Raw genomic sequence first — 20,995 nt, 5'->3', positions numbered from 1 at the left:
GTCGTTTGAGGGTCAGGACCTCTGTCAGACGATAAGGAAGTCCTTGTGCGTCAGCTTGAGGTTCTTGGGCATGACGGCGATCTGCAGCGCCGGTTTGGAGCCGGTGCCGTCCGGGTCGAAGAAGAGGGCGCCTGTCTTCTTGTTGTAGAGGATGTGGTCGTTCGAATCGTGCACCTTGTCGCCGGCCCAGAACGCAGATTTCGACAGTCCACCCTTCTTGCCGACGCCCTTGAAGGCGGACAGCTTCAGGTGGATCGTGTCGTCTGCAGGGTTGAAGTCGTAGAGATATTCGACATTCGTCTTCACGTTGGGCTTGGTGTCGAAGACGAACACGTCCTTGCCAGCGCCGCCGAACATGGCGTCGATGCCGTTGCCGCCCACGAGCGTGTCGTTACCATTATTCCCGTAGAGATAATCGTTTCCAGCGAGCCCCGAGAGACGATCATTACCGGATTCGCCCGACAAAGTGTCGGCGTTCTTGGTCCCACTGAGGACGAGCGGCGTGGACTCGTTCACATTGCGGACGCTGAGCGTGATGACTTTGGTGAACTCGCCGCCATAAGGGTCCGTGGCCTTGACCGTGATGACGTGCTGCTTCGCCATCTCGTAATCGAGCGTGCCATTCAGGATGAGTTTTTCCCCGTCGATTGAGAACAGGCCCCCGGCGCTGTCCACCAACGTGTAAGTCAAGGTGTCGCCGTCGGCATCGGAACCGTAGATATCCGCGACCTTGCCCGGCGCGGCCGTTTCCGAAATGCTTGAGGTCGAGAGGAAGATAGCCGACGGCGCAGCGTTGGAGAGCGCAACCGTGCCATTGGCGAATTTCAAGAGGCGGATGTCCTTGAGAAGGTCGGTGCCGTCCTGACCCGTGTTGTCGACGATCGTGTAGCTGCCGTCCGCGTAATTCTTGCTCCAAGTGTAGTTGGCGCGGTTGCCGGAGAACTCCGCCGTATCCTCGCCGGAGCCGCCGTCCAGCGTGTCGTCGCCTGCGCCGCCCACGAGGGTGTCCGCGCCGGCTTCGCCCTGGAGCGTGTCCTTGCCGCCACGACCCTCAAGCCTGTCGTTGCCGGCGCCGCTCTTGAAGAGGTTGTCCTTGGCATCCCCACTCAGCTTGTCCGCTCCTCCGCCGGTTTCGACGTTGCGGATATTGATCAGCGTATCGGAGCCGTAGCCGGTGTTCTGGGGTCCCTGAGTTGTGAGATCGACGGTCGTAGCCAGGCTGCCCGTATAACGCGCCGTGTTGACTTCGTTTGCATCGCTGCCACCGTCGAGCACGTCGTCGCCGTAGCCACCCTCAAGGGTGTCGTTGCCCGCCCCGCCCTTGAGCACGTTGGCATAGCTGTCTCCGGTGAGCGTATCGTCGAAGGCGCCGCCGGTGAGATTTTCGATGTTGACCAGTAGATCGGTCGACACGCCGGTCCATTGCGAGAAGGTGCGCTCCAGGCTGACATTGAGCGCCGCTGACGCCCACGAATAATCGACCGTGTCTTTCTGTGTGGCGCTGGTGGAACTGCCGCCGTTGATGATGTTGACGCCCGTTCCTCCGATGAAGGTTTCGCCGGAGGCGGCGCCATAAAACGTATCGTCGGCAGATCCTCCCTTGATCGTGACGCTCAAGGTAGTGCCTGGAGAGGCCAAGTAGGTTCCGGCCGTCCCATCGTAAAAGTTCTTGCCGTTCTTCAGGTCGACGAGGAGAGAGCCGTCGGCGGCACTCGTCAGGAACAGCCCGGCATTGATGACCCGGTCGTCGCCTGCCCCGCCGATGATGATCGTGCCGGAGGACGCCTGGATGAGACCCGAGTTGAAGAGGTCCAGGCGGTTGGAGGTACTGCCCAATGGCGTCAGGGCGATCCCGACGACGCCGGAAATGCTCCCGCCCTGCAGAGAATCCAGGTTGGCGGCACTCGTCGGAAGGGTTCCGCGCAGGACATTGCTGACAGAGTGGGTCCCGGTGCCAGAGAAGCGCACGCCGGTTCCGGTACTAGAGGCGATCTTTCCTTCGTTGTAGACGGTGTTGCTCACCCCCGAAAACTCAAGCGCGTTCAGCTTGACGCTCAAAGTGATGTCATAGGCGACGATGAGGCGGTGGCTGGCGGTCGCCTTGATGCCGCCGGCATCGCTGTCGGGATCGGATATGCTCCATCCGAGAAAGGTCGTCCCTGCCTCGGCCGTCAGATGCTTGTACTGGGTCTGGTTGTCGACTCCGCCCGAGAGGTCGGAACTCTGGAGAATGGCTTTGTAGATTTCAGTCATGGTGGATCCTCGAACCGGAACCGGTCATGAGGATCTTATATGTTATCAAGTAACGATAAAAAAGCCGCTTTTGCGCCCGTCGAGGATCCTTCCGGCGGCCTTTTCAGAGAGTCTCGCCCCTCAACAGCCGCGGCGCTTCGCCGCCGCGCAGGCCGGCCGCCTCGCGGATGAAGAAGCGCTTCAGGCCCGGCATCCGGTCGACGAGGCCGAGGCCGAGGTCGCGGATCAGGCGCACGGGCAGGATGTCGTTCGAGAACAGGCGGTTGAGGCCATCCGTCATCAGGCCCATCGCCGTGATGTCGGCGCGGCGCGCCCGTTCATACTGGTCGAGCACGTCGGCCGCGCCGGGGTCCATGCCGAGGCGCAGGGCGTCGGTCACGATCTCGGCGAGCACCGCCGCATCGTGCAGGCCGAGATTGAGCCCCTGGCCGGCGATCGGGTGGATCACGTGGGCCGCGTCGCCCAGGAGCGCCAGCCGCTCGCCCACGAAGGAGCGGGCGACTCCGAAGGACAGGGGGAAGGCCTGAGGCCTCGTCTCGAATGCGAGTCTGCCGAGCTGCAGCCCGAAGCGGCGCTCGAGTTCGGCGAGGAGATCGTCCGGAGGCGAATCCAGCAGGGCCGGCACGTTCTCGGCGCGCTCGGTCCAGACGATGGACGAACGGTGCCTGAGGCTGCCGTCGGCCTGCGGCTCGGCTTTCAGCGGCAGGATCGCGAAAGGGCCGGAGGGCAGGAAATGCTCGACGGCCCTTCCCTCGTGATCGCGCTCATGGGCAATGGTCGCCACGATGCCGGATTGGTGGTAGGGCCAGGAAATCCAGCCGATGCCCGCCTGCTCCCGCAGGCGCGAGCGCGCGCCGTCGGCAGCCACGAGCAGCGAGGCCCGCAGGCTGTCGCCGTTCGTCAGGGACACCTCCGTATGGGCGCCATGCAGGGCGAAGCCCTTCACGCCCTCGGCCCTGAGATCGATCCCGACCTCCCGGCAGGCCTCCAGCAGGGCGGCGGTCAGGTCGCCCGCCGTGATCATGTGGGCGAAGGGCTCGTGCCCGTCCACGTCGCCCGCGAAGGTGAGGAAGGTCGGCCGCACCGGGTCCTGCAGGCGGCTGTCGGTGATCACCATGTCGAGGATCGGCTGGGCCCTGTCGGCGACCTGATTCCAGGTCCCCAGCGCCGTCAGCATCCGCCGCGCCGCAGCAGCAATCGCATAGGAGCGCTTGTCTCCGTGCGGATCGCGTTTGAGGGCAGGATCGCACATGACCACGCCGATCCCGTCGCCGAGCGCCTTCTTCAGCGCCAGCGCCAGGGACAGACCCGCGAGGCCCCCGCCCGCAATGACGATGCGCGGCCGCTCCATCCCCGTCGCTGCGCTCATGATTCCTACTCCCCAAGGCCTTGTCCGGTGAGGGAAACACTCTCACGGTCCGAAAGTGCATCCGCCCGGGAAATTCTCCGGTTCCGGACGTTATAGGTGGGTGTCGGCCAATCATCGGCCAGCGTCAAGCTTGACCTTCTCGAAGCACTCACCGATGGATGGCTGTCGCCGATCGAAGGACCTTGAACCCATGTCCCGTGCTGTCTCCGATCTCCTCTCCATCCTCGATCTCGAACCGCTCGAGGTGAACCTGTTTCGCGGCCAGAGCCCGAAGAGCGGCTGGCAACGCGTGTTTGGCGGGCAGGTGATCGGGCAGTCTCTGGTGGCTGCGACCCGCACGGTCGAGGGGCGCCATCCCCATTCGCTTCATGGTTATTTCATGCTGCCGGGCGATCCCAAGGTTCCGATCATCTACGAGGTGGACCGCATCCGCGATGGCAAGAGCTTCACCACCCGCCGGGTCCTGGCGATCCAGCATGGGCAGGCGATCTTCTCCATGTCGGCCTCGTTCCAGCGCGAGGAGGAGGGTTTCGAACATCAGGCCGAAATGCCGAAGGTACCGGGCCCCGACGAACTCCCGAGCGAGGAGGACGTGAAGGGCCGGCTCCTCCTGCAGATGCCCGAGCCGATGCGCACCTATTACGAGCGCGAGCGTCCGCTCGAGATTCGTCCCGTGGAGATCAACCGCTACACCTCCCGCGATCCGGGCGAGCCGCGCTTCCATGTCTGGATCAAGACCCTCGGCCGCCTGCCCGACGATCCGGCCATTCACCAAAGCGTCCTGGCCTATGCCTCCGACATGACGCTCCTCGACACGTCCCTCTTCCCCCATGGCCGGACGGTGTTCGATCCGAATATCCAGCCTGCGAGCCTGGATCACGCCATGTGGTTCCACCGGCCGTTCCGGGCCGACGAGTGGTTGCTGTATGCGCAGGATACCCCGAGCGCCGGCGGCGCCCGCGGCTTCTCGCGCGGGCTCATTTTTAAGCAGGACGGCACGCTCGTGGCCTCGGTCGCCCAGGAAGGCCTCATCCGCGAGCGCCGGACCTGACAGAGTCTGCCCAAAAATTCATCAATGAGGCCGTTTTATAGCCCAGCTTCGGCTGCCTAGCAAAGAGGCAGAAGCCCTTTGCACAAGCCGGGCAAGGCTTGGCATGTTTCTTGCGTAGATCACCCCGACACCCGTCCATGAGGCCGGGTTCACGTTGGAAACCGCTGCCCGGATTGTTGGGCGGACGTCTCAAAGGGGGCCTGACCCATGAAAATCGTGATGGCGGTCATCAAGCCGTTCAAGCTGGAGGAGGTGCGCGACGCGCTCACCGCTCTCGGCGTGCACGGCCTCACCGTGACCGAGGTGAAGGGATACGGACGGCAGAAGGGGCATACAGAGATCTATCGCGGCGCCGAATATGCCGTGAGCTTCCTGCCAAAGCTGAAGATCGAGGTGGCCGTGGCGAGCGAGATGGTGAACCAGGTGATCGACGCGATCACGGCAGCCGCGCGCACGGGCCAGATCGGCGACGGAAAGATCTTCGTCACCTCGCTCGAGAAGGCGGTCCGCATCCGCACGGGCGAAACCGACATCGACGCTCTCTGATTCCATTCCTTCGATCATTCCGGAGTTTAGATCCGATGAAGTTCCGTCCTCTCCTCCTGCCGGCGCTCGGCGCGCTGGCTTCGAGCCTCGCGGCGCTCGACCCTGCCCTGGCGCAAGACGCCGCTGCTACGGCTCCCACGGTCGACAAGGGTGACACCGCCTGGATGCTCGTCTCGACGATCCTCGTCATCCTCATGACGATTCCGGGCCTTGCCCTGTTCTACGGCGGCCTCGTGCGCACCAAGAACATGCTGTCCGTGCTGATGCAGGTCTTCTCCGTGTTCAGCCTGGTGGCCATCCTGTGGGTGTTCTACGGCTACTCGCTCGCCTTCACGTCCGGCGGCGAGGGCATCGGCGCCTTCATCGGCGGCTTTTCCAAAGCGTTCCTCGCCGGCATCAACGGGGCTTCCACGGCCGACACCTTCACCAAGGGCGTGGCGATTCCGGAATTCACCTTCATCGCGTTCCAGCTGACCTTCGCGGCCATCACCCCTGCCCTGATCGTCGGCGCCTTCGCCGAGCGCATCAAGTTCTCAGCCGTGATGATCTTCACCGGCCTGTGGCTGACCTTCGTGTATCTCCCGATCGCCCACATGGTGTGGTTCTCGGAAGGCTATCTCTTCGGCCTCGGCGCCCTCGACTTCGCGGGCGGCACGGTCGTTCACATTAATTCCGGCGTCGCCGGCCTCGTCGGCGCCCTCATGATCGGCAAGCGCATCGGCTACGGCCGCGACCTGCTCGCTCCGCATTCGCTGACGCTCACCTTCGTCGGCGCCTGCCTTCTGTGGGTCGGCTGGTTCGGCTTCAACGCCGGTTCCAACCTCGAGGCCACGGGAGGTGCCGCCCTCGCGCTCATCAACACCATCCTGGCTCCGGCCGCCGCCGGCCTCGCTTGGATGACTGTGGAAGCCCTCGGCAAGGGCAAGGCCTCGCTGCTGGGCATCGCCTCGGGCGCGGTCGCCGGCCTCGTGGCCATCACGCCGGCCGCCGGACTCTCCGGTCCCATGGGCTCCATCGTGCTCGGCCTCGTGGCCGGCGCGGTCTGCTATTTCGCCGTCACCGGCGTGAAGAACGCGCTCGGCTATGACGACGCCCTCGACGTCTTCGGCATCCACGGCGTCGGCGGCATCATCGGGGCTATCGGCACCGGTATCGTGGCGGCTCCGTCGCTCGGTGGCACCGGCGTCGGCGAGTACTCGATCGGCGGCCAGGTCTGGACCCAGATCATCGCCGTGGCGATCACCCTGGTCTGGACCGGCATCGGCTCCGTGGTGCTCTACAAGATCACCGACCTGATCGTCGGCCTGCGCGTCACGCAGGACCAGGAGCGCGAAGGCCTCGACCTCGCGGACCACGGCGAGCGCGCCTACAATTATTGAGATCACCCGGATCGCTCGGCCCGAGCGATCCGGCAAGAAGCCTTCCAGAGGCTCACGTGGAAAGCCCCGGTCCGAGCGGCCGGGGCTTTTCCTATTTGCCCTCAAGCGTCCTTACGGGTTCGCCTGCGGTGCCCCGGAATGACGGCGATGAGATTTTCCCCGTTCTTGATCAGCTGCCGCAGCTTCGCCCGCCGGGTCTCCTCCGGCTCCTGGAAGTTGGACGTGCCGTAGAACTCGCCCTTGCTGTCCATCAGGAACAGGGTCGCCGAGTGGTCCATGGTGTAGTCCTGTCCCTCGGTCGGCACCTTGCGGTAGTAGATCTTGTAGGCGCGCGCCGCCGCGGCGATCTCCTCCTCGGTTCCCGACAGGCCGACGATGCGCGGGTCGAAGGAGGAGAGATAGGTCTTCATCAGCTCCGGCGTGTCGCGTGCGGGATCCACCGTGATGAAGACGGCCTGGAGCCGGTCCGCATCCTTGCCCAGGGCCGCCATGTCCTGGGTCAGGTCGTAGAGGGTGGTCGGGCAGACTTCCGGGCAATGGGTGAAGCCGAAGAAGACCACGAAGGGCTTGCCCTTCAGGTTGTCCTGCGTGAACGGCTTCCCCTCATGGCTGGTGAGCTTGAACGGGCCGCCGATGGGCACCTTGCCGGCGCTCTGCTGCTGTTGCGAGGGGAACAGCAGCAGGCCCGCCGTCACGACCAGCACCAGGAGGCCGGCGGTGAAGACCAGGAGCGGCACGAGGAGGCGTTTGATGGTCATGGCCGATCTCCCGGGCTAGTGCTTGTGCTCGGCCGGCGCGGCCCCGCCGCCCATGCCGCGCACCGCGTATTCCACCTCGACGGGACCGGCCTTCTCGAAGACGAGCGTGCCCTTGACGGTCTGCCCTTCCTTCAGCGGCTCCTTCAGGTCCATGAACATGAGATGGAGTCCACCCGGCTTCAATTCGACCGTGGCGCCGGGCTTGATCTCGAGCCCACCCTCGACCGGCTTCATGCGCATCACGTCGCCGTCGAGACGCATCTCGTGCACCTCGACCTTGGAGGCGAGCGGGAACGAGCCGCCGATCAGCCGGTCGGGCGCAGCACCCGTGTTGGTGATGCTCACATAGCCGCCGCCGACCTTGGCGCCGCCCGGGGTCGCCCGCGACCAGGCCTGTTCGAGACTGAGCGTACCGGCCTTCACGGCCTGCGGGGCTGTGGCGGTTCCGGCGATCCGCACGCCGGGCGCTGGCGATTTCAGGCTGTGCGGATCCTCGCCCGCAGCCGGCACCTGGGTCCATTCCGCGGTTGCGCCGTCGCATTCCTGCACGACGGGGAAATAGACCGTCGCGCCGGGCTGGAAGGCATCGGTGAAGCGGGCCTGGAACACGAACTCGTCGTAATAGGCATCGTCGAGGGAGCCCGTCCAGACGATGTCGGTGACGCCTTCCGTGACGGCCTCGCCGGAGAGCTGATAGGCCTTCACGTAGGAGCCCTTGGCGGTCTCCAGCTTCCAGCCGGGCTTGGGCATGGGCTTGACCGCGATGATGCCTTCCGGGATGCGGACGCGGACCTTGAGGGTGGCCTTGCCGTCGCAACCATGGGGAATGCGCAGGACCGCCTTGTAGGTGGAGTTCGGCGCCGTCTGGCCGTCTTCGAAGGTGACATGGGCGAAGGCGGGCGTGGACAGCATGAGGGCGGCGACAAGCGCGCCAATGCGTGACGTAGTCATGAAATGAGTCCTTGCGGAATTGGGAAATCGGCGAGTGCGGGTCAGCCGAGGCGCGGGGGCGCGCGCGATCCCAAGGGCAGGACGTTGGAGGTGAGCCGCAGATGCGGCGATCCGGCGGGCCTCACGCCAGCGGCGGCCGCGACAGGTGCGACCCGCCCGGGAACGGCCGTGGTCGGAATCGGCCCAGCCGTGCCCGCACCGTGACAGCTCAGGGTGCAGCAGAGATTCTGATGAGCTTTCGTCGGCCCATGATCCGGCGCGGAGGACCCGTCCTGAAGACAGATGATCCCCTGCGCGTTGGCCGCGACGGCCGTGTGGAAAGAGCCGCTGACCGAGAGAAGCAGAGCCTGCAGGACGAACGCATAGGCCATCACCGCCACGATGGCGGCGCGTGTCCAATGGGTTCGGGGAGCCCGGCGCGTCATGGGCCGGACACTCGTCTCTTCGAAGGAAAACGTCAACAGGGATCGCCTGGGCCACTTTCTCCGCCCGATGCACTTACGGTTAAAGGACCCTTAACCCGGCTTCTCTAGCATCCTGGCGAGATTGTCCCGTCCTATGGATTTTTAGAGTGGTTTGATGCGTGCGGCCCGCCGTTCTTCTTCCGCCTATGATGGCCTCTTCAGCGCCTTCCGGGCCTTCCTCGCCCGCCGGGCGCAGGAGCTGACGGGCCTGTGCCTGATCGCCGTCGCCGGCGCGGTCGCGGTGGCGCTCGCCACCTGGTCGGTGGACGATCCGAGCCTCAACAACGCCACCGCCCTGCCCGTCCGCAACCTCCTCGGCTGGCCCGGCGCCATCGTGGCCGACCTGCTGATGCAGCTCTTGGGCCTGGGGGCCATCGCGGCCGTGCTGCCCCTGGCGCTCTGGGGTTGGCGCCTCATGAAATCCGGCGATCTCGGCCGCCTGCAGCTGCGCCTGGCCCTTTGGGTCATCGGCGCGGGCGCCGCGACGGCCCTGGCCAGCGCCATGCCTCCCACCCAGAGCTGGCCCCTGCCGACGGGCCTGGGCGGCGTGGTCGGCGATGCGATCCTCGCCGGGGCGAAGGCCATCACGGGCCTCTCCAGCGGCTCGGCCAGCGCGGTCCTGGGCTTCCTGTTCGCAGGCCTCGCGATCTTCAGCCTCACGGCCGCCTGCGGGCTCGGGCCGGACGAGGGACGGCATCACGAGGAGCCGGAGGAGATCGAGGAGCCGCAGCCCCTCAGGCGGCGCAAGATCCAGGATTGGGACGAGGCGGAGGAAATCGGCCACGATGAGCCGGGCTGGGGCATCGTGTCCCTGGGGGCCCTGGCTCATGGCGTCATGAGCCTGCGCGCCACCGCGCGACGCTGGAAGGAAGGCCGCCGCTCCGCTCACGAAGACGAATATTTCGAGGAGGCGCCCGCGCAGCCGAAGCGCCCGTCCCGCCAGCCCGGATTGCGGCGCGAGCCGGTACTCGACGGTGCTCCTGCGCGCCCGAGGCCCGCGCCGGCCTCCGTACCGATGCATGACGAGGACGAGGCCGGCTGGGATGACGACGGGCCCGCTCCGCCCTCCCCGCGTCCGGCGTCCCGACCCGAACCGGCGCCCACGCGCGTCGGACCGGCCCATGCCGCGCCCAAGCCCGGCAAGCGCATGGCCCGCGAGGCGCAGCCTTCCCTCCTGGACGAGGAACATTACCAGCTGCCGCAGCTCAACCTGCTCGCCGAACCGAAGCGGCCATCGGTCCCCACGATCTCGGCCGAGGCCCTGGAGCAGAACGCCGCCCTGCTCGAAGGGACGCTGGAGGATTTCGGCGTGCGCGGCGCCATCACGAAGGTCAATCCCGGCCCTGTAGTGACGTTGTATGAGCTTGAGCCTGCGCCTGGGACGAAGTCGTCGCGGGTGATCTCGCTGGCGGACGACATCGCGCGCTCGATGAGCGCGGTCTCGGCGCGCGTGGCGGTGGTGCAGGGCCGCAACGCGATCGGCATCGAGCTGCCCAACCACAAGCGCGAGACCGTGTACCTGCGCGAGCTGCTCGCCAGCCAGGATTTCGAGACCTCGAAGCAGAAGCTGGCGCTGTGCCTGGGCAAGACCATCGGCGGCGAGCCGGTGATCGCCGATCTCGCCCGCATGCCCCACCTCTTGGTGGCCGGCACCACCGGCTCGGGCAAGTCGGTGGCGATCAACACCATGATCCTGTCGCTGGTCTACCGGCTCTCGCCGGCCGAGTGCCGCCTGATCATGGTCGACCCGAAGATGCTCGAGCTGTCGGTCTATGACGGCATCCCGCACCTGCTCACCCCGGTGGTCACCGACCCGAAGAAGGCGGTCGTGGCGCTCAAATGGGCGGTGCGCGAGATGGAGGACCGCTACCGCAAGATGTCCAAGCTCGGCGTGCGCAACATCGACGGCTTCAACGCCCGAGTGGTCGAGGCCAAGGCCCGGGGCGAGACCATCACCCGCACGGTGCAGACCGGCTTCGACCGCGAGACCGGCGAGGCGATCTACGAGGACGAGGTGATGGATCTCGATCCCTTGCCCTACATCGTGGTGATCGTCGACGAGATGGCCGACCTGATGATGGTGGCCGGCAAGGAGATCGAGGGCGCGATCCAGCGCCTAGCCCAGATGGCGCGCGCCGCCGGCATCCACGTGATCCTGGCCACCCAGCGCCCGTCGGTGGACGTGATCACCGGCACGATCAAGGCGAACTTCCCGACAAGGATCTCGTTCCAGGTGACCTCGAAGATCGACAGCCGCACGATCTTAGGGGAAATGGGCGCCGAGCAGCTCCTGGGCCAGGGCGACATGCTGTACATGGCCGGCGGCGGGCGGATCACGCGCGTGCACGGGCCGTTCTGCTCGGACGAGGAGGTCGAGAAGGTGGTGGCGCACCTCAAGCGCCAGGGCCGGCCGCAATATCTCGAGGCGGTCACGGCCGAGGAGGACGAGGGCGGGGCCGCGGGCGCCGACACGCCGGTGTTCGACCAGGGCGAGTTCGGGGCGCCGGGCGGCGACCTGTACGACCAGGCGGTGGCGGTGGTGCTGCGCGACAAGAAGGCCTCGACCAGCTACATCCAGCGCCGGCTCCAGATCGGCTACAACCGCGCCGCCTCGCTCATGGAGCGCATGGAGAACGAGGGCATCGTCGGACCCGCCAACCACGCCGGGAAACGCGAAATTCTGCTTGAAACGCCCGGGATGGGAGACGATTAAGACTTTGTCGGAACCTTGGCCGCTGCCCCGCGTCATTGTTGAGCCATGCCCAATGGCCAAGCAGCGTTCACGATGATGTTCCGAAGGAGACCGAATCGGATGCGTGCCATCCCCCTTGCCGGCTTGGTAACGGCCCTCTTCGCGGGCACCCTGCCGGCCGTGGCCCAGACGCTTCCGATCGACATGATCCTGGCCCCGACCCGTCCGGCGGCGGCCCAGGCCTTCGGCCCGTCCCTCCAGCAGCTGCCGACAGCGACCTTCCGCCACGCGCATCCTGCGGTCGCCGAGATCCAGCCGTCCCGGCCCGTGATCCCGAGACCCGCCAATGCGGAGCAGGTCCTGGCCGTGACGGCGCCGCTGCCGCCGAGCCGCCCGGCCCTGACGGACATCCAGCGGGCCTCGGAAGCAGAGCCTCTGGCCATCGCGCCGAAGCCCGTCATGGCCGCGGCCGTGGAGCCCGTGGCCCTGCAGCAGCCCCTGTCGAACAGCGCCGTGGTGGAACGGGCCAATGCCTATTTCACGAACCTGACCACCCTGGTGGCCGATTTCACCCAAGTGGGCGGTGACGGGCGGCGGCAAGGGGGCACCCTCTACCTCCAGCGTCCCGGCAAGGTGCGGTTCGAATACGATCCGCCCGCCACCCTCCAGGTGATCGCCGACGGGCGCTCGGTCGCCGTGCGCGACCGCAAGCTCGCCACCCAGGACCTCTATTCGATCTCCCAGACCCCGTTGAAATTCCTCCTGCGCGAGCAGGTCAATCTCGGCCGGGACATCCGGATCATCGGCATCACCAACGACGGCGATTCGATCCGCATCGGCCTGGAGGATTCCTCAACCCTGGGCGGCACCTCGCGCATCACCCTCTATTTCGATCCCCAGGTGGAAAACCTGAACCAGTGGCGCATCATCGACGCGCAGGGGTTCCAGACCGTGGTTGTGCTGAACAAGGCCGAGCGCGACCGCCGGATCGACCAGGACCTGTTCAAGATCCAGTACGAAGCGATCGTCGGCGGGAACAAGTAAGATTTTCGAAGAAGGTCTCCTCCCTGAGCCCTCATCCTGAAGCCCGCCCTTCCCTCCGGCCGAAATCTGTCGTAGCCCGGAAGGATCTTCCGAAGGGCTTCTGCCGTGCAACTGACCGTCTCGACCTGGAACATCAATTCCGTTCGCCTGCGCCTCGATCAGGTGGGCCGCTTCCTGAAGGAGCGCCGCCCGGACATCCTGTGCCTGCAGGAGACCAAGTGCCCGAACGACAAGCTGCCGCTCAAGGATCTGCAGGCCTTCGGCTATCCTTTCGTGGTCCATATGGGCCAGAAGGGCTATAACGGCGTCGCCATCCTGTCCCGCTACCCGTTCTCCGAGACGAGCGTGATGGAGATGTGCGGCCGGCAGGACGCCCGCCACATCACCGTGACCCTGAGCCGCGAGGCCAAGGGGGCGGCGGGGCTCACGATCCATAACTTCTATGTCCCGGCGGGCGGCGACATCCCCGACCCGGAGCTCAACGAGAAATTCAGGCACAAGCTCGACTTCATGGCCGAGATGCGCTCCTGGGGCAGCCGCGCGAAGCCGACCGCGGGCCCGGCGATCCTGGTGGGCGACCTCAACGTGGCGCCCCTCGAACACGATGTCTGGAGCCACAAGCAGCTCCTCGACGTGGTGAGCCACACCCCGGTCGAAACACAGGCCCTGGAGGAGCTGCGCCAGGAGGCGGAGTGGATCGACGCCATGCGCGTCCTGCGCCCGGAACCTGAAAAGATCTATTCCTGGTGGAGCTACCGTTCGCCCGACTGGGCCGCCGCCGACAAGGGCCGCCGGCTCGACCATATCTGGCTGTCGAAGGGCATGAAGGACACGCTGCGCTCCATCGACGTCACCCGCGACGCCCGCGGCTGGGAGCGCCCCTCGGACCACGCGCCGGTGACGGCGGTGCTGGAGCTTTAGCGCATCGTGCGGACCCAGAGGGCCGCGTCATCGAAAAGTGGACCCGGCTTTCCACGCCGGGCTAAAGACCAAGCATCGGAGCCAGAAGCGGATTCCCCTGTTGGCTCCCATGTTTAGGCCTTGTCTTCATCCGGCTTCTTGGCCGGAAACTCCTCGCCGTCTATGGCGATGAGCTGCTGGCGGACCCGCTCCAGACCTTCCGTGAGGAGGGCCAGTTCGTCCGCCATGGCGTCCTGGATGGCCGCGGCGGCATCCGGGAACTCCTCCAGCACCCGACGCATGAGGCTCGGCGTCACCCGGATGATAGCCGAAGATTCGCGGGCGGTGGCGGTGGCGCGGCGCTCGATGCGGGCGAACAAGGCCGCCTGCCCGATGAGCGCCCCCGGACCGGCCACGAAGGCTTCGGACGAACCACTCTCGCCGGCGTCGAGCGCGATGGCGCCGCGGCTCACCACATAGCCGCCGTCCGAGCGGTCTCCCTTGCGGAACAGCACGTCGCCCTCGCGATAGGTCCGGCTCTCGGACGCGAAGGCGACCAAGCGCAGGGCATCCCGCCCGAGCAGGTTGAACAGCGGAGCCTGGCTCAAAACCGCGATATCGTCGTCGAGCGCCATGGATGTCAGGGGATCAGCTTGTAGCCGCCGGGCTCGGTGACCAGGATGCTCGCATTGGAGGGATCGGCCTCGATCTTCTGGCGCAGGCGGTAGATATGCGTCTCGAGGGTATGGGTGGTCACGTTGGAATTGTAGCCCCAGACCTCGGTGAGCAGGGTGTCGCGCCCGACCACCGCCTGACCGGCGCGGTAGAGATAGCGCAGGATCGCCGTCTCCTTTTCCGTCAGCTTGAGCTTGGAGCCCTTGTCGGTGGTGAGCAGCTTCGAACCGGGACGGAAGATGTAGGGACCGATCTGGAACACCGCGTCCTCGCTCGCCTCGTATTGGCGCAGCTGCGCCCGGATGCGGGCGAGCAGCACGGCGAACTTGAACGGCTTGACCACGTAATCGTTGGCGCCGGCCTCCAGGCCCATCACAGTATCGGCATCCGAGCCTTGGGCCGTCAGCATGATGATCGGGCTGCGGAAGCCGTTCTGGCGCATGACCTTGACCGCCTCGCGCCCGTCCATGTCGGGCAGACCCACATCCATGATGGCGAGATCGATCCGGTCCCCCTTCACCGCCTCGATGGCGCCCGTGGCCGTCTCGGCGGTCGCAACCTGGAACTCGTCATAGAATCCGAGCTGTTCGGCTAGGGTGTCGCGCAGGTCCTGATCGTCGTCGACGACGAGGAGGCGGCTGGCATTCGACATCTCAAACCCTTTAACACGAGGAACCGCGGAATTGGCAGAAGCGGCCTTTCAATAGCGAAGAACCCTCAAGCCTCAAGCCGGTCCATTCGCTCTTTTGTCGCCGCGCACGATCCGGTTCGACCATCGGCGCCCGGATTTCTCCGGCGCGAGCCTTGAGCGTCGGATCATGCTCGACGCATAAGAGTAGTCATTCCCAGCTTGACAACAAGAGGGACCTCCCGTCCCTTCCACTGCCGATGAAACGTTCTCGCGTCAATGTCATCCGCGTCTTTCGCTCCCCGCTCGACCACCGGCGCGGGCGGCTGGAGGCCGGAAACCTCGTGATCCCGTGCGCCCTGGGACGGTCCGGCACCCGCCATGCCAAGCGCGAGGGCGACGGCGCCTCGCCGGTCGGACGCTTCGGGATCCTGCAGGCCTTCTACCGGCCCGACCGCGGCCCCCGGCCCCGAACCGGCTTGCCGATAAGGCCGATCCGCCCCGGCGACGGCTGGTCGGACGACGTGAAGGACCGCCGCTACAACCGGCTCGTGCCCCTGCCCTGCCCGACCGGCCACGAAAAAATGTGGCGGGACGACCATCTCTACGACGTGGTGCTCGACATCGCCTGGAACCGCGGCCCCATCGTCAAGGGCCGCGGCAGCGCCATCTTCCTCCACCTCGCGCGCCCGGGCTTCCTGCCGACGGAAGGCTGCGTGGCCGTCGACAAACGCATGATCCGCCGCCTGCTGGAGCGGATCGGTCCGAAGACGCGGATCGAGATCGTGGGGTAGAGGCCCGCCTCCTCTATGCTTGCGTCAAAAATTTTAGCGGCTGCGCGCTTAACAGCCCACCCCGTCACCGAGAATGGGGGACAAGGTCACCCTCTCGCAACGAGCTCTTAGGTGCACCTTGGATTGAGAACAGGCTCGCAGCCTCGTTCTCGCTGAAGGAGTAAAGTCATATGAACATCAATGGCTTCGATTTTTCGCTTCTTGGCTTTCATCTCAAAGGAAGTGGCTACGAAGCAGTGTTTGCTCTCGGACTCCTCTTGATCTTTTTGAAGTGGCGAAATGGCGACTAATAAAGAAGCAGAGGGTTCGCTCCTGCATCTTTGTCATGGCCGGCCTCGTGCCGGCCATCCCGTTTGTTAAAAGAGTCATCGCCTCAAGCAATCGAGATCATCGGCACGACGGCAGTAATAGCGTGGATTGTGTTCATCGCGGCGCTTCCCAACGTGGATGCGCTCCGCTTAGCCCTCATCCTGAGGAGGTCACGCAGTGACCGTCTCGAAGGACGAGGGCGTCTTCAGTGCTCTCTGGACGATCCTTCGAGACGCCGCTTTCGGCGGCTCCTCAGGATGAGGGTTGAGATAAATCAGCAAGTACTCACTTCCGCACCCAAATTAAGCGCAGTCATCGCACCTCGCCATACATCCTCACCCGAGCACGCTCTCATAGAACGTCTCGGGCCCGTCGATCTCGCGCAGCCGGCCCTTGTCGATCAGCAGGAAGCGAGTGCCGATGGTTTTGACGAAGCTGCGGTCGTGGGACACGACGATGCAGGTGGCCTGGGCGTCGAGGATTTCCGATTCCAGCTGCTCGCGGCCCGGGATGTCCACATGGTTGGTGGGCTCGTCCATCAGATAGACATTCGGATCCGACAGGCGCAGCGCCAACAGGCCGAGCCGCGCCTTCTGTCCCGGCGACAGTTTCGCGATCGGCAGGCCTTGCCTCTCGATGGAAAAGCCCGCTTCCGCCAGCACCGCGCGGCTGCGCTGGTCGCCGAGGCGGAAGCGCGACAGGATGAAGTCGTGTGCGGTCGCGCCTTGCGGCAGTTGCGCCATGTCCTGGTCCACATAGCCGAGGGCGAGGCTCGGGCTGACTCGGATGCCTGGCAAGCCATCCTGTTGCTTCATCGCCCCGTGCAGCAGGCGCACGAATTGCGACTTGCCCGCCCCGTTGCGGCCGAGCACGACAATCCGCTCGCCCTGCGCCACGTCGAGTTTTTGAACCGTGAAGAGCTTGCGCCCGTCCGGTGCCTGCACGGCGACATTCTCCAGCGCCACGAGAACCCGCGCATGGGTGCCGCGATTGGCAAGCCTGATTTCGCCCGTCCGCTCCCTGTGCACGGAATGCGCAGTCTGCTCCAAGGCGTCGGCGCGGCGCTTGATCTGGGCGGATTTGATCTGCGCCGCGTCGCTGCCGCTGTTGATGCCGACATTGCGCAACGCCGAAGCGCTCTGGCGCAGGCGCTTCACCTCGCGCAGGGTCTTGTCGCGCTGAATCTGCGCCGCCGCATCCTGCGCGTCGAGCAAGGCGCGGGCGCCGCGATAGGGATGCGCGAAAGCCACGGATTCCTCCGGGCGCAGGAAAAGGGTTTTCGTCGTGCAGGCATCGAGGAAATCCCGGTCGTGGCTCGCCACCACGACGGGCGCGGTGTAGCCGGCCGCGTTGATCCAGGCCTCCAGCCTGAAGAGCTTTTCGAGATCGAGATGGTTCGTGGGCTCGTCGAGGAGCAGCAGATCCGGTTGCGTGATCCACGCCCGCGCGATGAGCGCAAGCCGCTGCCAGCCACCGCTGAGCGCGCGCATCGGCAAGGTGCGAAGCTCGTTCGGAGTCTCGAACTCGTCGAGCACCATGTCGACGCGCCATTCCTGACCCGCGCGCTCGTCCGCAGGCAATGCCCGCAGCAGCACGTCGTGAAGGGACAGGTCGAGCAGGTTCGCGGGAACATCCTGCTCCACGAGCGCGACGCTCAGGCCTCGCGAGCGGACGAACTCGCCCTCGGTCGGTTCGGCAAGGCCGGCCATGCATTTCAGGAGGGTCGATTTGCCGGCGCCGTTGGCGGCCACGAGACCGAGGCGGTCGCCCTCGCCGATGACGAGGTTCAGGTTCTGGAACAGGGGCGTGTGGGCAATGACGGTGACATTGCGAAGGCTCAGAACGGCCATGGGGATTTCTCACTGGTGCGGCGCGCCCGGGCAAAGGTATCGGAAGCGCAGAAGGTCTGGAACGTGTCAGGCACCATGGCTCCTTGCGGAGCCGTAGCGCGATGAGCCGTTCAGAGCTGACCAGAATGAGATGGAGACAGAGGGAAGCCCGTCAGATCCGTTCGATGGCCGGCCCTGCAACAAGCTGCTGCAGGGCGTGCCAGGGGCCGAACATGCGTTGATGCATCGCTTCCAACATGCAGCCCTCCCTGGTTCAAATGGCGATCGAGAATTTAAGCTTAACCGGGATGCGTCTGGGATGCAATCCCGGGACGTTCTCGCTTCTTGATGAAGTCCACGAAGGCCCTCAGGGGTGCGGGCATGTGGCGACGGCTCGGGTAGTAGAGGAACGGCCCGGAGAAAGGCTGCAGCCAGTCCTGCAGCACCGGCTCGAGGATTCCGCTCTTCAGTTCCTGCTCCACGAAGCCCTCGAAGGTGGCGATCAGGCCGAGCCCCTGAATCGCGGCGGCGATCTCCAGGTCGATGCTGTTGGCGATCACCCGCGCGGTCGGCGTGATCTTGATGATTTCGCCGCCGCGCTCGAACTCCCAGGGATGCATGACGCCGCTGGCGAAGCGATGGCGGATGCAGGCGTGGTTCAGAATGTCCTTCGGGTGGACCGGCCGGCCATGTTCCGCGAAATAGGCCGGTGCTCCGGCTACGACGAAGCGCTGCGCGCGCGGCCCGATGGGCACGGCGATCATGTCCTTCTCCAGCCGCTCGTCGTAGCGGATGCCCGCATCGAACCCGGCCGCCAGGACATCGACGAAGCTGTCCTCGGTGGTCACTTCCAGAGCGATGCCGGGATAGGCCGACAGAAACGGCCCGACGATCGGCGGCAGCACGAGGCGGGCCACGGCCGTAGGCACATTGAGCCGAAGCGTCCCGGTCGGGGAATCGCGAAAGCCGTTGACCGCATCGAGCGCGGCCGCGACCTCGCTCAAGGCCGGGCCTAAGCGCTCCAGCAGCCGCTGGCCTGCTTCCGTCGGGGTGACGCTGCGGGTCGTGCGGTTGAGGAGCCGCACCCCGAGCCGGGTCTCCAGCCGCCGCAGGGCTTCGCTCAAGGTGGAGGCCGAGACGCCGCGCAGCCGCGCCACGCTGCGGAAGCTTCGCGCCCGCGCAACCGCCGCGAAGGCTTCGAGATCCGCCAGATCCACGTCGCTCATTGTTCGAAAATCCAAACAGCCTGTTCCGGTTATGCCGGATTATCGCACGAACCGGAAGCAGGCATGATCCCTTCATGCCGCGACGAACCGGCGGCCAGCCCTTTTTCAGGAGATCATCAAATGCAACACCGCCGCTTGGGACAAACCGGCCCCTTCGTGTCCGCCCTGGGCCTCGGCTGCATGGGAATGTCGGGCATGTACGGCCCAGCCGACAGAGCGGAGAGCATTGCCACCATCCACGCGGCTCTCGAGGCCGGGATCAACCTGCTCGATACGGGCGACTTCTATGGCATGGGCCATAACGAGATGCTCATCGGCGAGGCGCTCCAGGGTCGCAGCCGCGATCAGGCGCTCATCAGCGTGAAATTCGGCGCCATGCGCGATCCGACCGGCGCCTGGCTCGGCTACGATGCCCGGCCCCAGGCAGTCAAAAGCTTTCTCGCCTATACCCTGCAACGCCTGCGGGTCGATTACATCGACATCTACCGCCCGGCCCGTCTCGATCCGAACGTGCCGATCGAGGACACGATCGGGGCCGTCGCCGACATGGTGAAGGCGGGGTACGTGCGCCATATCGGCTTGTCCGAGGTCGGCCCCGAAACCATCCGCCGGGCCGCGGCCGTGCATCCGGTCTGCGACCTGCAGATCGAGTATTCGCTGATTTCGCGTGGGATCGAGGAGAGCATCCTGCCCGTCTGCCGCGAACTCGGGATCGGCATCACCGCCTATGGGGTGCTCTCGCGCGGCCTGATCAGCGGCCATTGGAGCAAGGACAAGGCCGGTCCTGGCGATTTCCGCGCCCATAGCCCGCGTTTCCAGAAAGGCAACGTGGAGAAAAACCTGGCCTTGGTCGAGGCTCTCAAGCGAGTGGCGGACCAAAAGGGCGTCAGCGTGGCGCAGATCGCCATCGCCTGGGTGGCGGCCCAGGGCGACGACATCGTCCCGCTCATCGGCGCCCGCCGCCGCGACCGGCTCAGCGAGGCGCTGGGCGCACGCAACGTGACGCTGACGGAGGGGGATCTCGCGGCCATCGAGCAGCCCGTGCCCAGAGGCTCTGCTGCGGGCGCCCGCTCCGCTGCTCCCCAGATGGCCATGCTGGACAGCGAGCGGGGGTAAACAACCCGCCACGTCATCACCTCTCCGTCATGACCGGGCTTGTCCCGGCCATCTCGATTGGAAGAGCGCCGCGCCTTTCCGATCGGGATCACCGGCACGAGGCCGGTGACGACGTGAGAAGGGTGCCGTTCCTCGAGACGCCGACGATAGATTGGCTTACTTGACCTTCGCCCGGCTGCCGAAGATCGCGCTGCCCACCCGTACATGGGTGGCGCCGAGCTGGATCGCCGCGTCGAAATCGGCACTCATGCCCATGGAGAGCCATGTCAGGCCGTGGCGTTTGGCGATGGTGTTGAGCAGGGCGAAGTGGGGCGACGGCGGGTCCTCCGCAGGCGGGATGCACATGAGGCCGTCGATCTCCAGGCCATACCGGCCGCGGCAGGCTTCGAGAAACGCATCGATCTCGGTCGGGATCACGCCGCCCTTCTGCGGCTCCTCGCCGGTGTTCACCTGCACCAGCAGGCGGGGCTTTCTCCCCTGCTTGGCGATCTCTTTCGCCAGCGCCTCGGCGAGGGACGGGCGGTCGAGGGTGTGGATCACGTCGAAGAGCTCCACCGCCTCCTTGGCTTTGTTCGATTGCAGCGGGCCGATCATGTGGAGTTCCACGTCGGGGTAGCGCTCGCGCAGGGCCGGCCACTTGGCCTTGGCCTCCTGGACGTAGTTTTCGCCGAAGACCCGCTGGCCCGCCGCGAGCACGGGCTCGATCGCCTCCGCCGGGAAGGTCTTCGAGACCGCCACGAGGGTGATCCCGGCCGGGTTGCGGCCGTAATCGGAGGCCGCGCGCCGGATGCTTTCCCGGACCTGCCTCAGGCCTTCGACAGCGTCGTTCTCGCTCATGGGATCTTCCTTCCTGTACGCCCGACCCCCTCCCCCATGCGGAGAGGGAGCCACACCGGCGCAAAACTTGACGGCCTCCCGCGCGCGAAACCGTTGACCGCGCCGGAGAGCTGTGTCCTAGTCCGCCGCAACCCGGCGGCGCAAGCCGCTTCGCTGATCAATGACGGATGTGAC

The 20,995-nt window shown here is 65.7% G+C and carries 18 protein-coding genes; 8 read left to right on the top strand and 10 right to left on the bottom strand.

Going from position 1 to position 20,995, the window contains the following annotated elements:
* Positions 1-24: 24 nt before the first annotated feature.
* Both H0S73_RS03730 and H0S73_RS03725 read right to left on the bottom strand, forming a co-directional pair.
* Positions 25-2,253 (bottom strand): hypothetical protein, encoded by a 2,229-nt coding sequence (locus H0S73_RS03730; protein WP_181050895.1) that lies wholly within the window; start codon positions 2,251-2,253, stop codon positions 25-27.
* A gap of 103 nt (positions 2,254-2,356) precedes the next feature.
* A complete protein-coding gene (locus tag H0S73_RS03725; protein WP_181050894.1) occupies positions 2,357-3,622 on the bottom strand; it encodes a ubiquinone biosynthesis hydroxylase in 1,266 nt (421 codons plus the stop codon).
* Between the two features lie 190 nt (positions 3,623-3,812).
* On the opposite strand from H0S73_RS03725, the gene tesB reads away from it, so the two are divergent.
* The 3 genes from tesB (at position 3,813) to H0S73_RS03710 (ending at position 6,598) form a co-directional block, all read left to right on the top strand.
* Positions 3,813-4,673, top strand: a complete 861-nt coding sequence (gene tesB / locus H0S73_RS03720; protein WP_181050893.1) for an acyl-CoA thioesterase II — start codon at positions 3,813-3,815, stop codon at positions 4,671-4,673.
* Between the two features lie 207 nt (positions 4,674-4,880).
* A complete protein-coding gene (locus H0S73_RS03715; protein WP_181050892.1) occupies positions 4,881-5,219 on the top strand; it encodes a P-II family nitrogen regulator in 339 nt (112 codons plus the stop codon).
* A gap of 35 nt (positions 5,220-5,254) precedes the next feature.
* Positions 5,255-6,598 (top strand): ammonium transporter, encoded by a 1,344-nt coding sequence (locus H0S73_RS03710; RefSeq protein ID WP_181050891.1) that lies wholly within the window; start codon positions 5,255-5,257, stop codon positions 6,596-6,598.
* Between the two features lie 101 nt (positions 6,599-6,699).
* Here the strand turns inward: H0S73_RS03710 and H0S73_RS03705 are convergent, their stop codons facing one another.
* The 3 genes from H0S73_RS03705 to H0S73_RS03695 are packed head-to-tail and all read right to left on the bottom strand — an operon-like array spanning position 6,700 to position 8,732.
* The gene (locus H0S73_RS03705) at positions 6,700-7,356 is read right to left on the bottom strand and encodes an SCO family protein (RefSeq protein WP_181050890.1); all 657 of its coding nucleotides are present in this window, start codon (positions 7,354-7,356) and stop codon (positions 6,700-6,702) included.
* 15 nt (positions 7,357-7,371) lie between these two features.
* Positions 7,372-8,307, bottom strand: a complete 936-nt coding sequence (locus H0S73_RS03700) for a DUF1775 domain-containing protein (RefSeq protein WP_181050889.1) — start codon at positions 8,305-8,307, stop codon at positions 7,372-7,374.
* Positions 8,308-8,348: 41 nt separating this feature from the next.
* The gene (locus H0S73_RS03695) at positions 8,349-8,732 is read right to left on the bottom strand and encodes a hypothetical protein (protein WP_181050888.1); all 384 of its coding nucleotides are present in this window, start codon (positions 8,730-8,732) and stop codon (positions 8,349-8,351) included.
* 154 nt (positions 8,733-8,886) lie between these two features.
* Here H0S73_RS03695 and H0S73_RS03690 point away from each other — a divergent pair, with 154 nt between their 5' ends.
* The 3 genes from H0S73_RS03690 (at position 8,887) to xth (ending at position 13,428) form a co-directional block, all read left to right on the top strand.
* The gene (locus H0S73_RS03690; protein ID WP_181050887.1) at positions 8,887-11,484 is read left to right on the top strand and encodes an FtsK/SpoIIIE family DNA translocase; all 2,598 of its coding nucleotides are present in this window, start codon (positions 8,887-8,889) and stop codon (positions 11,482-11,484) included.
* Between the two features lie 99 nt (positions 11,485-11,583).
* Positions 11,584-12,507, top strand: a complete 924-nt coding sequence (locus H0S73_RS03685) for an outer-membrane lipoprotein carrier protein LolA (RefSeq protein WP_181050886.1) — start codon at positions 11,584-11,586, stop codon at positions 12,505-12,507.
* 105 nt (positions 12,508-12,612) lie between these two features.
* The gene (gene xth / locus H0S73_RS03680; RefSeq protein ID WP_181050885.1) at positions 12,613-13,428 is read left to right on the top strand and encodes an exodeoxyribonuclease III; all 816 of its coding nucleotides are present in this window, start codon (positions 12,613-12,615) and stop codon (positions 13,426-13,428) included.
* 113 nt (positions 13,429-13,541) lie between these two features.
* Here xth and H0S73_RS03675 read toward each other — a convergent pair whose 3' ends face one another.
* Positions 13,542-14,042, bottom strand: coding sequence for a cyclic nucleotide-binding domain-containing protein (locus H0S73_RS03675; RefSeq protein ID WP_181050884.1), 501 nt, complete (start codon positions 14,040-14,042; stop codon positions 13,542-13,544).
* Between the two features lie 5 nt (positions 14,043-14,047).
* Positions 14,048-14,734, bottom strand: coding sequence for a response regulator transcription factor (locus H0S73_RS03670; protein WP_181050883.1), 687 nt, complete (start codon positions 14,732-14,734; stop codon positions 14,048-14,050).
* 236 nt (positions 14,735-14,970) lie between these two features.
* On the opposite strand from H0S73_RS03670, the gene H0S73_RS03665 reads away from it, so the two are divergent.
* Entirely contained in the window at positions 14,971-15,504 is a 534-nt protein-coding gene (locus H0S73_RS03665; protein ID WP_181050882.1) for a L,D-transpeptidase family protein, read from the top strand.
* Between the two features lie 644 nt (positions 15,505-16,148).
* Here the strand turns inward: H0S73_RS03665 and H0S73_RS03660 are convergent.
* Together H0S73_RS03660 and H0S73_RS03655 are read right to left on the bottom strand one after the other, a co-directional pair.
* The gene (locus tag H0S73_RS03660; protein ID WP_181050881.1) at positions 16,149-17,663 is read right to left on the bottom strand and encodes an ABC-F family ATP-binding cassette domain-containing protein; all 1,515 of its coding nucleotides are present in this window, start codon (positions 17,661-17,663) and stop codon (positions 16,149-16,151) included.
* 278 nt (positions 17,664-17,941) lie between these two features.
* Positions 17,942-18,868 (bottom strand): LysR family transcriptional regulator, encoded by a 927-nt coding sequence (locus H0S73_RS03655; RefSeq protein ID WP_181050880.1) that lies wholly within the window; start codon positions 18,866-18,868, stop codon positions 17,942-17,944.
* Positions 18,869-18,988: 120 nt separating this feature from the next.
* Here H0S73_RS03655 and H0S73_RS03650 point away from each other — a divergent pair, with 120 nt between their 5' ends.
* Positions 18,989-19,984: an aldo/keto reductase gene (locus tag H0S73_RS03650; RefSeq protein ID WP_181050879.1), complete on the top strand. Its 996-nt coding sequence runs from the start codon at positions 18,989-18,991 to the stop codon at positions 19,982-19,984.
* A 156-nt stretch (positions 19,985-20,140) separates the two neighbouring features.
* On the opposite strand, the gene H0S73_RS03645 is transcribed toward H0S73_RS03650, so the two are convergent.
* Positions 20,141-20,821: a YggS family pyridoxal phosphate-dependent enzyme gene (locus tag H0S73_RS03645; protein WP_181050878.1), complete on the bottom strand. Its 681-nt coding sequence runs from the start codon at positions 20,819-20,821 to the stop codon at positions 20,141-20,143.
* Positions 20,822-20,995 lie beyond the last annotated feature (174 nt).

Origin of the sequence: Microvirga mediterraneensis (genome assembly GCF_013520865.1) — a bacterium.
GTDB lineage: Bacteria > Pseudomonadota > Alphaproteobacteria > Rhizobiales > Beijerinckiaceae > Microvirga > Microvirga mediterraneensis.
The sequence above is the reverse complement of the archived record's forward strand: the minus strand, read 5'-3'. Positions and strand labels throughout refer to the sequence as shown.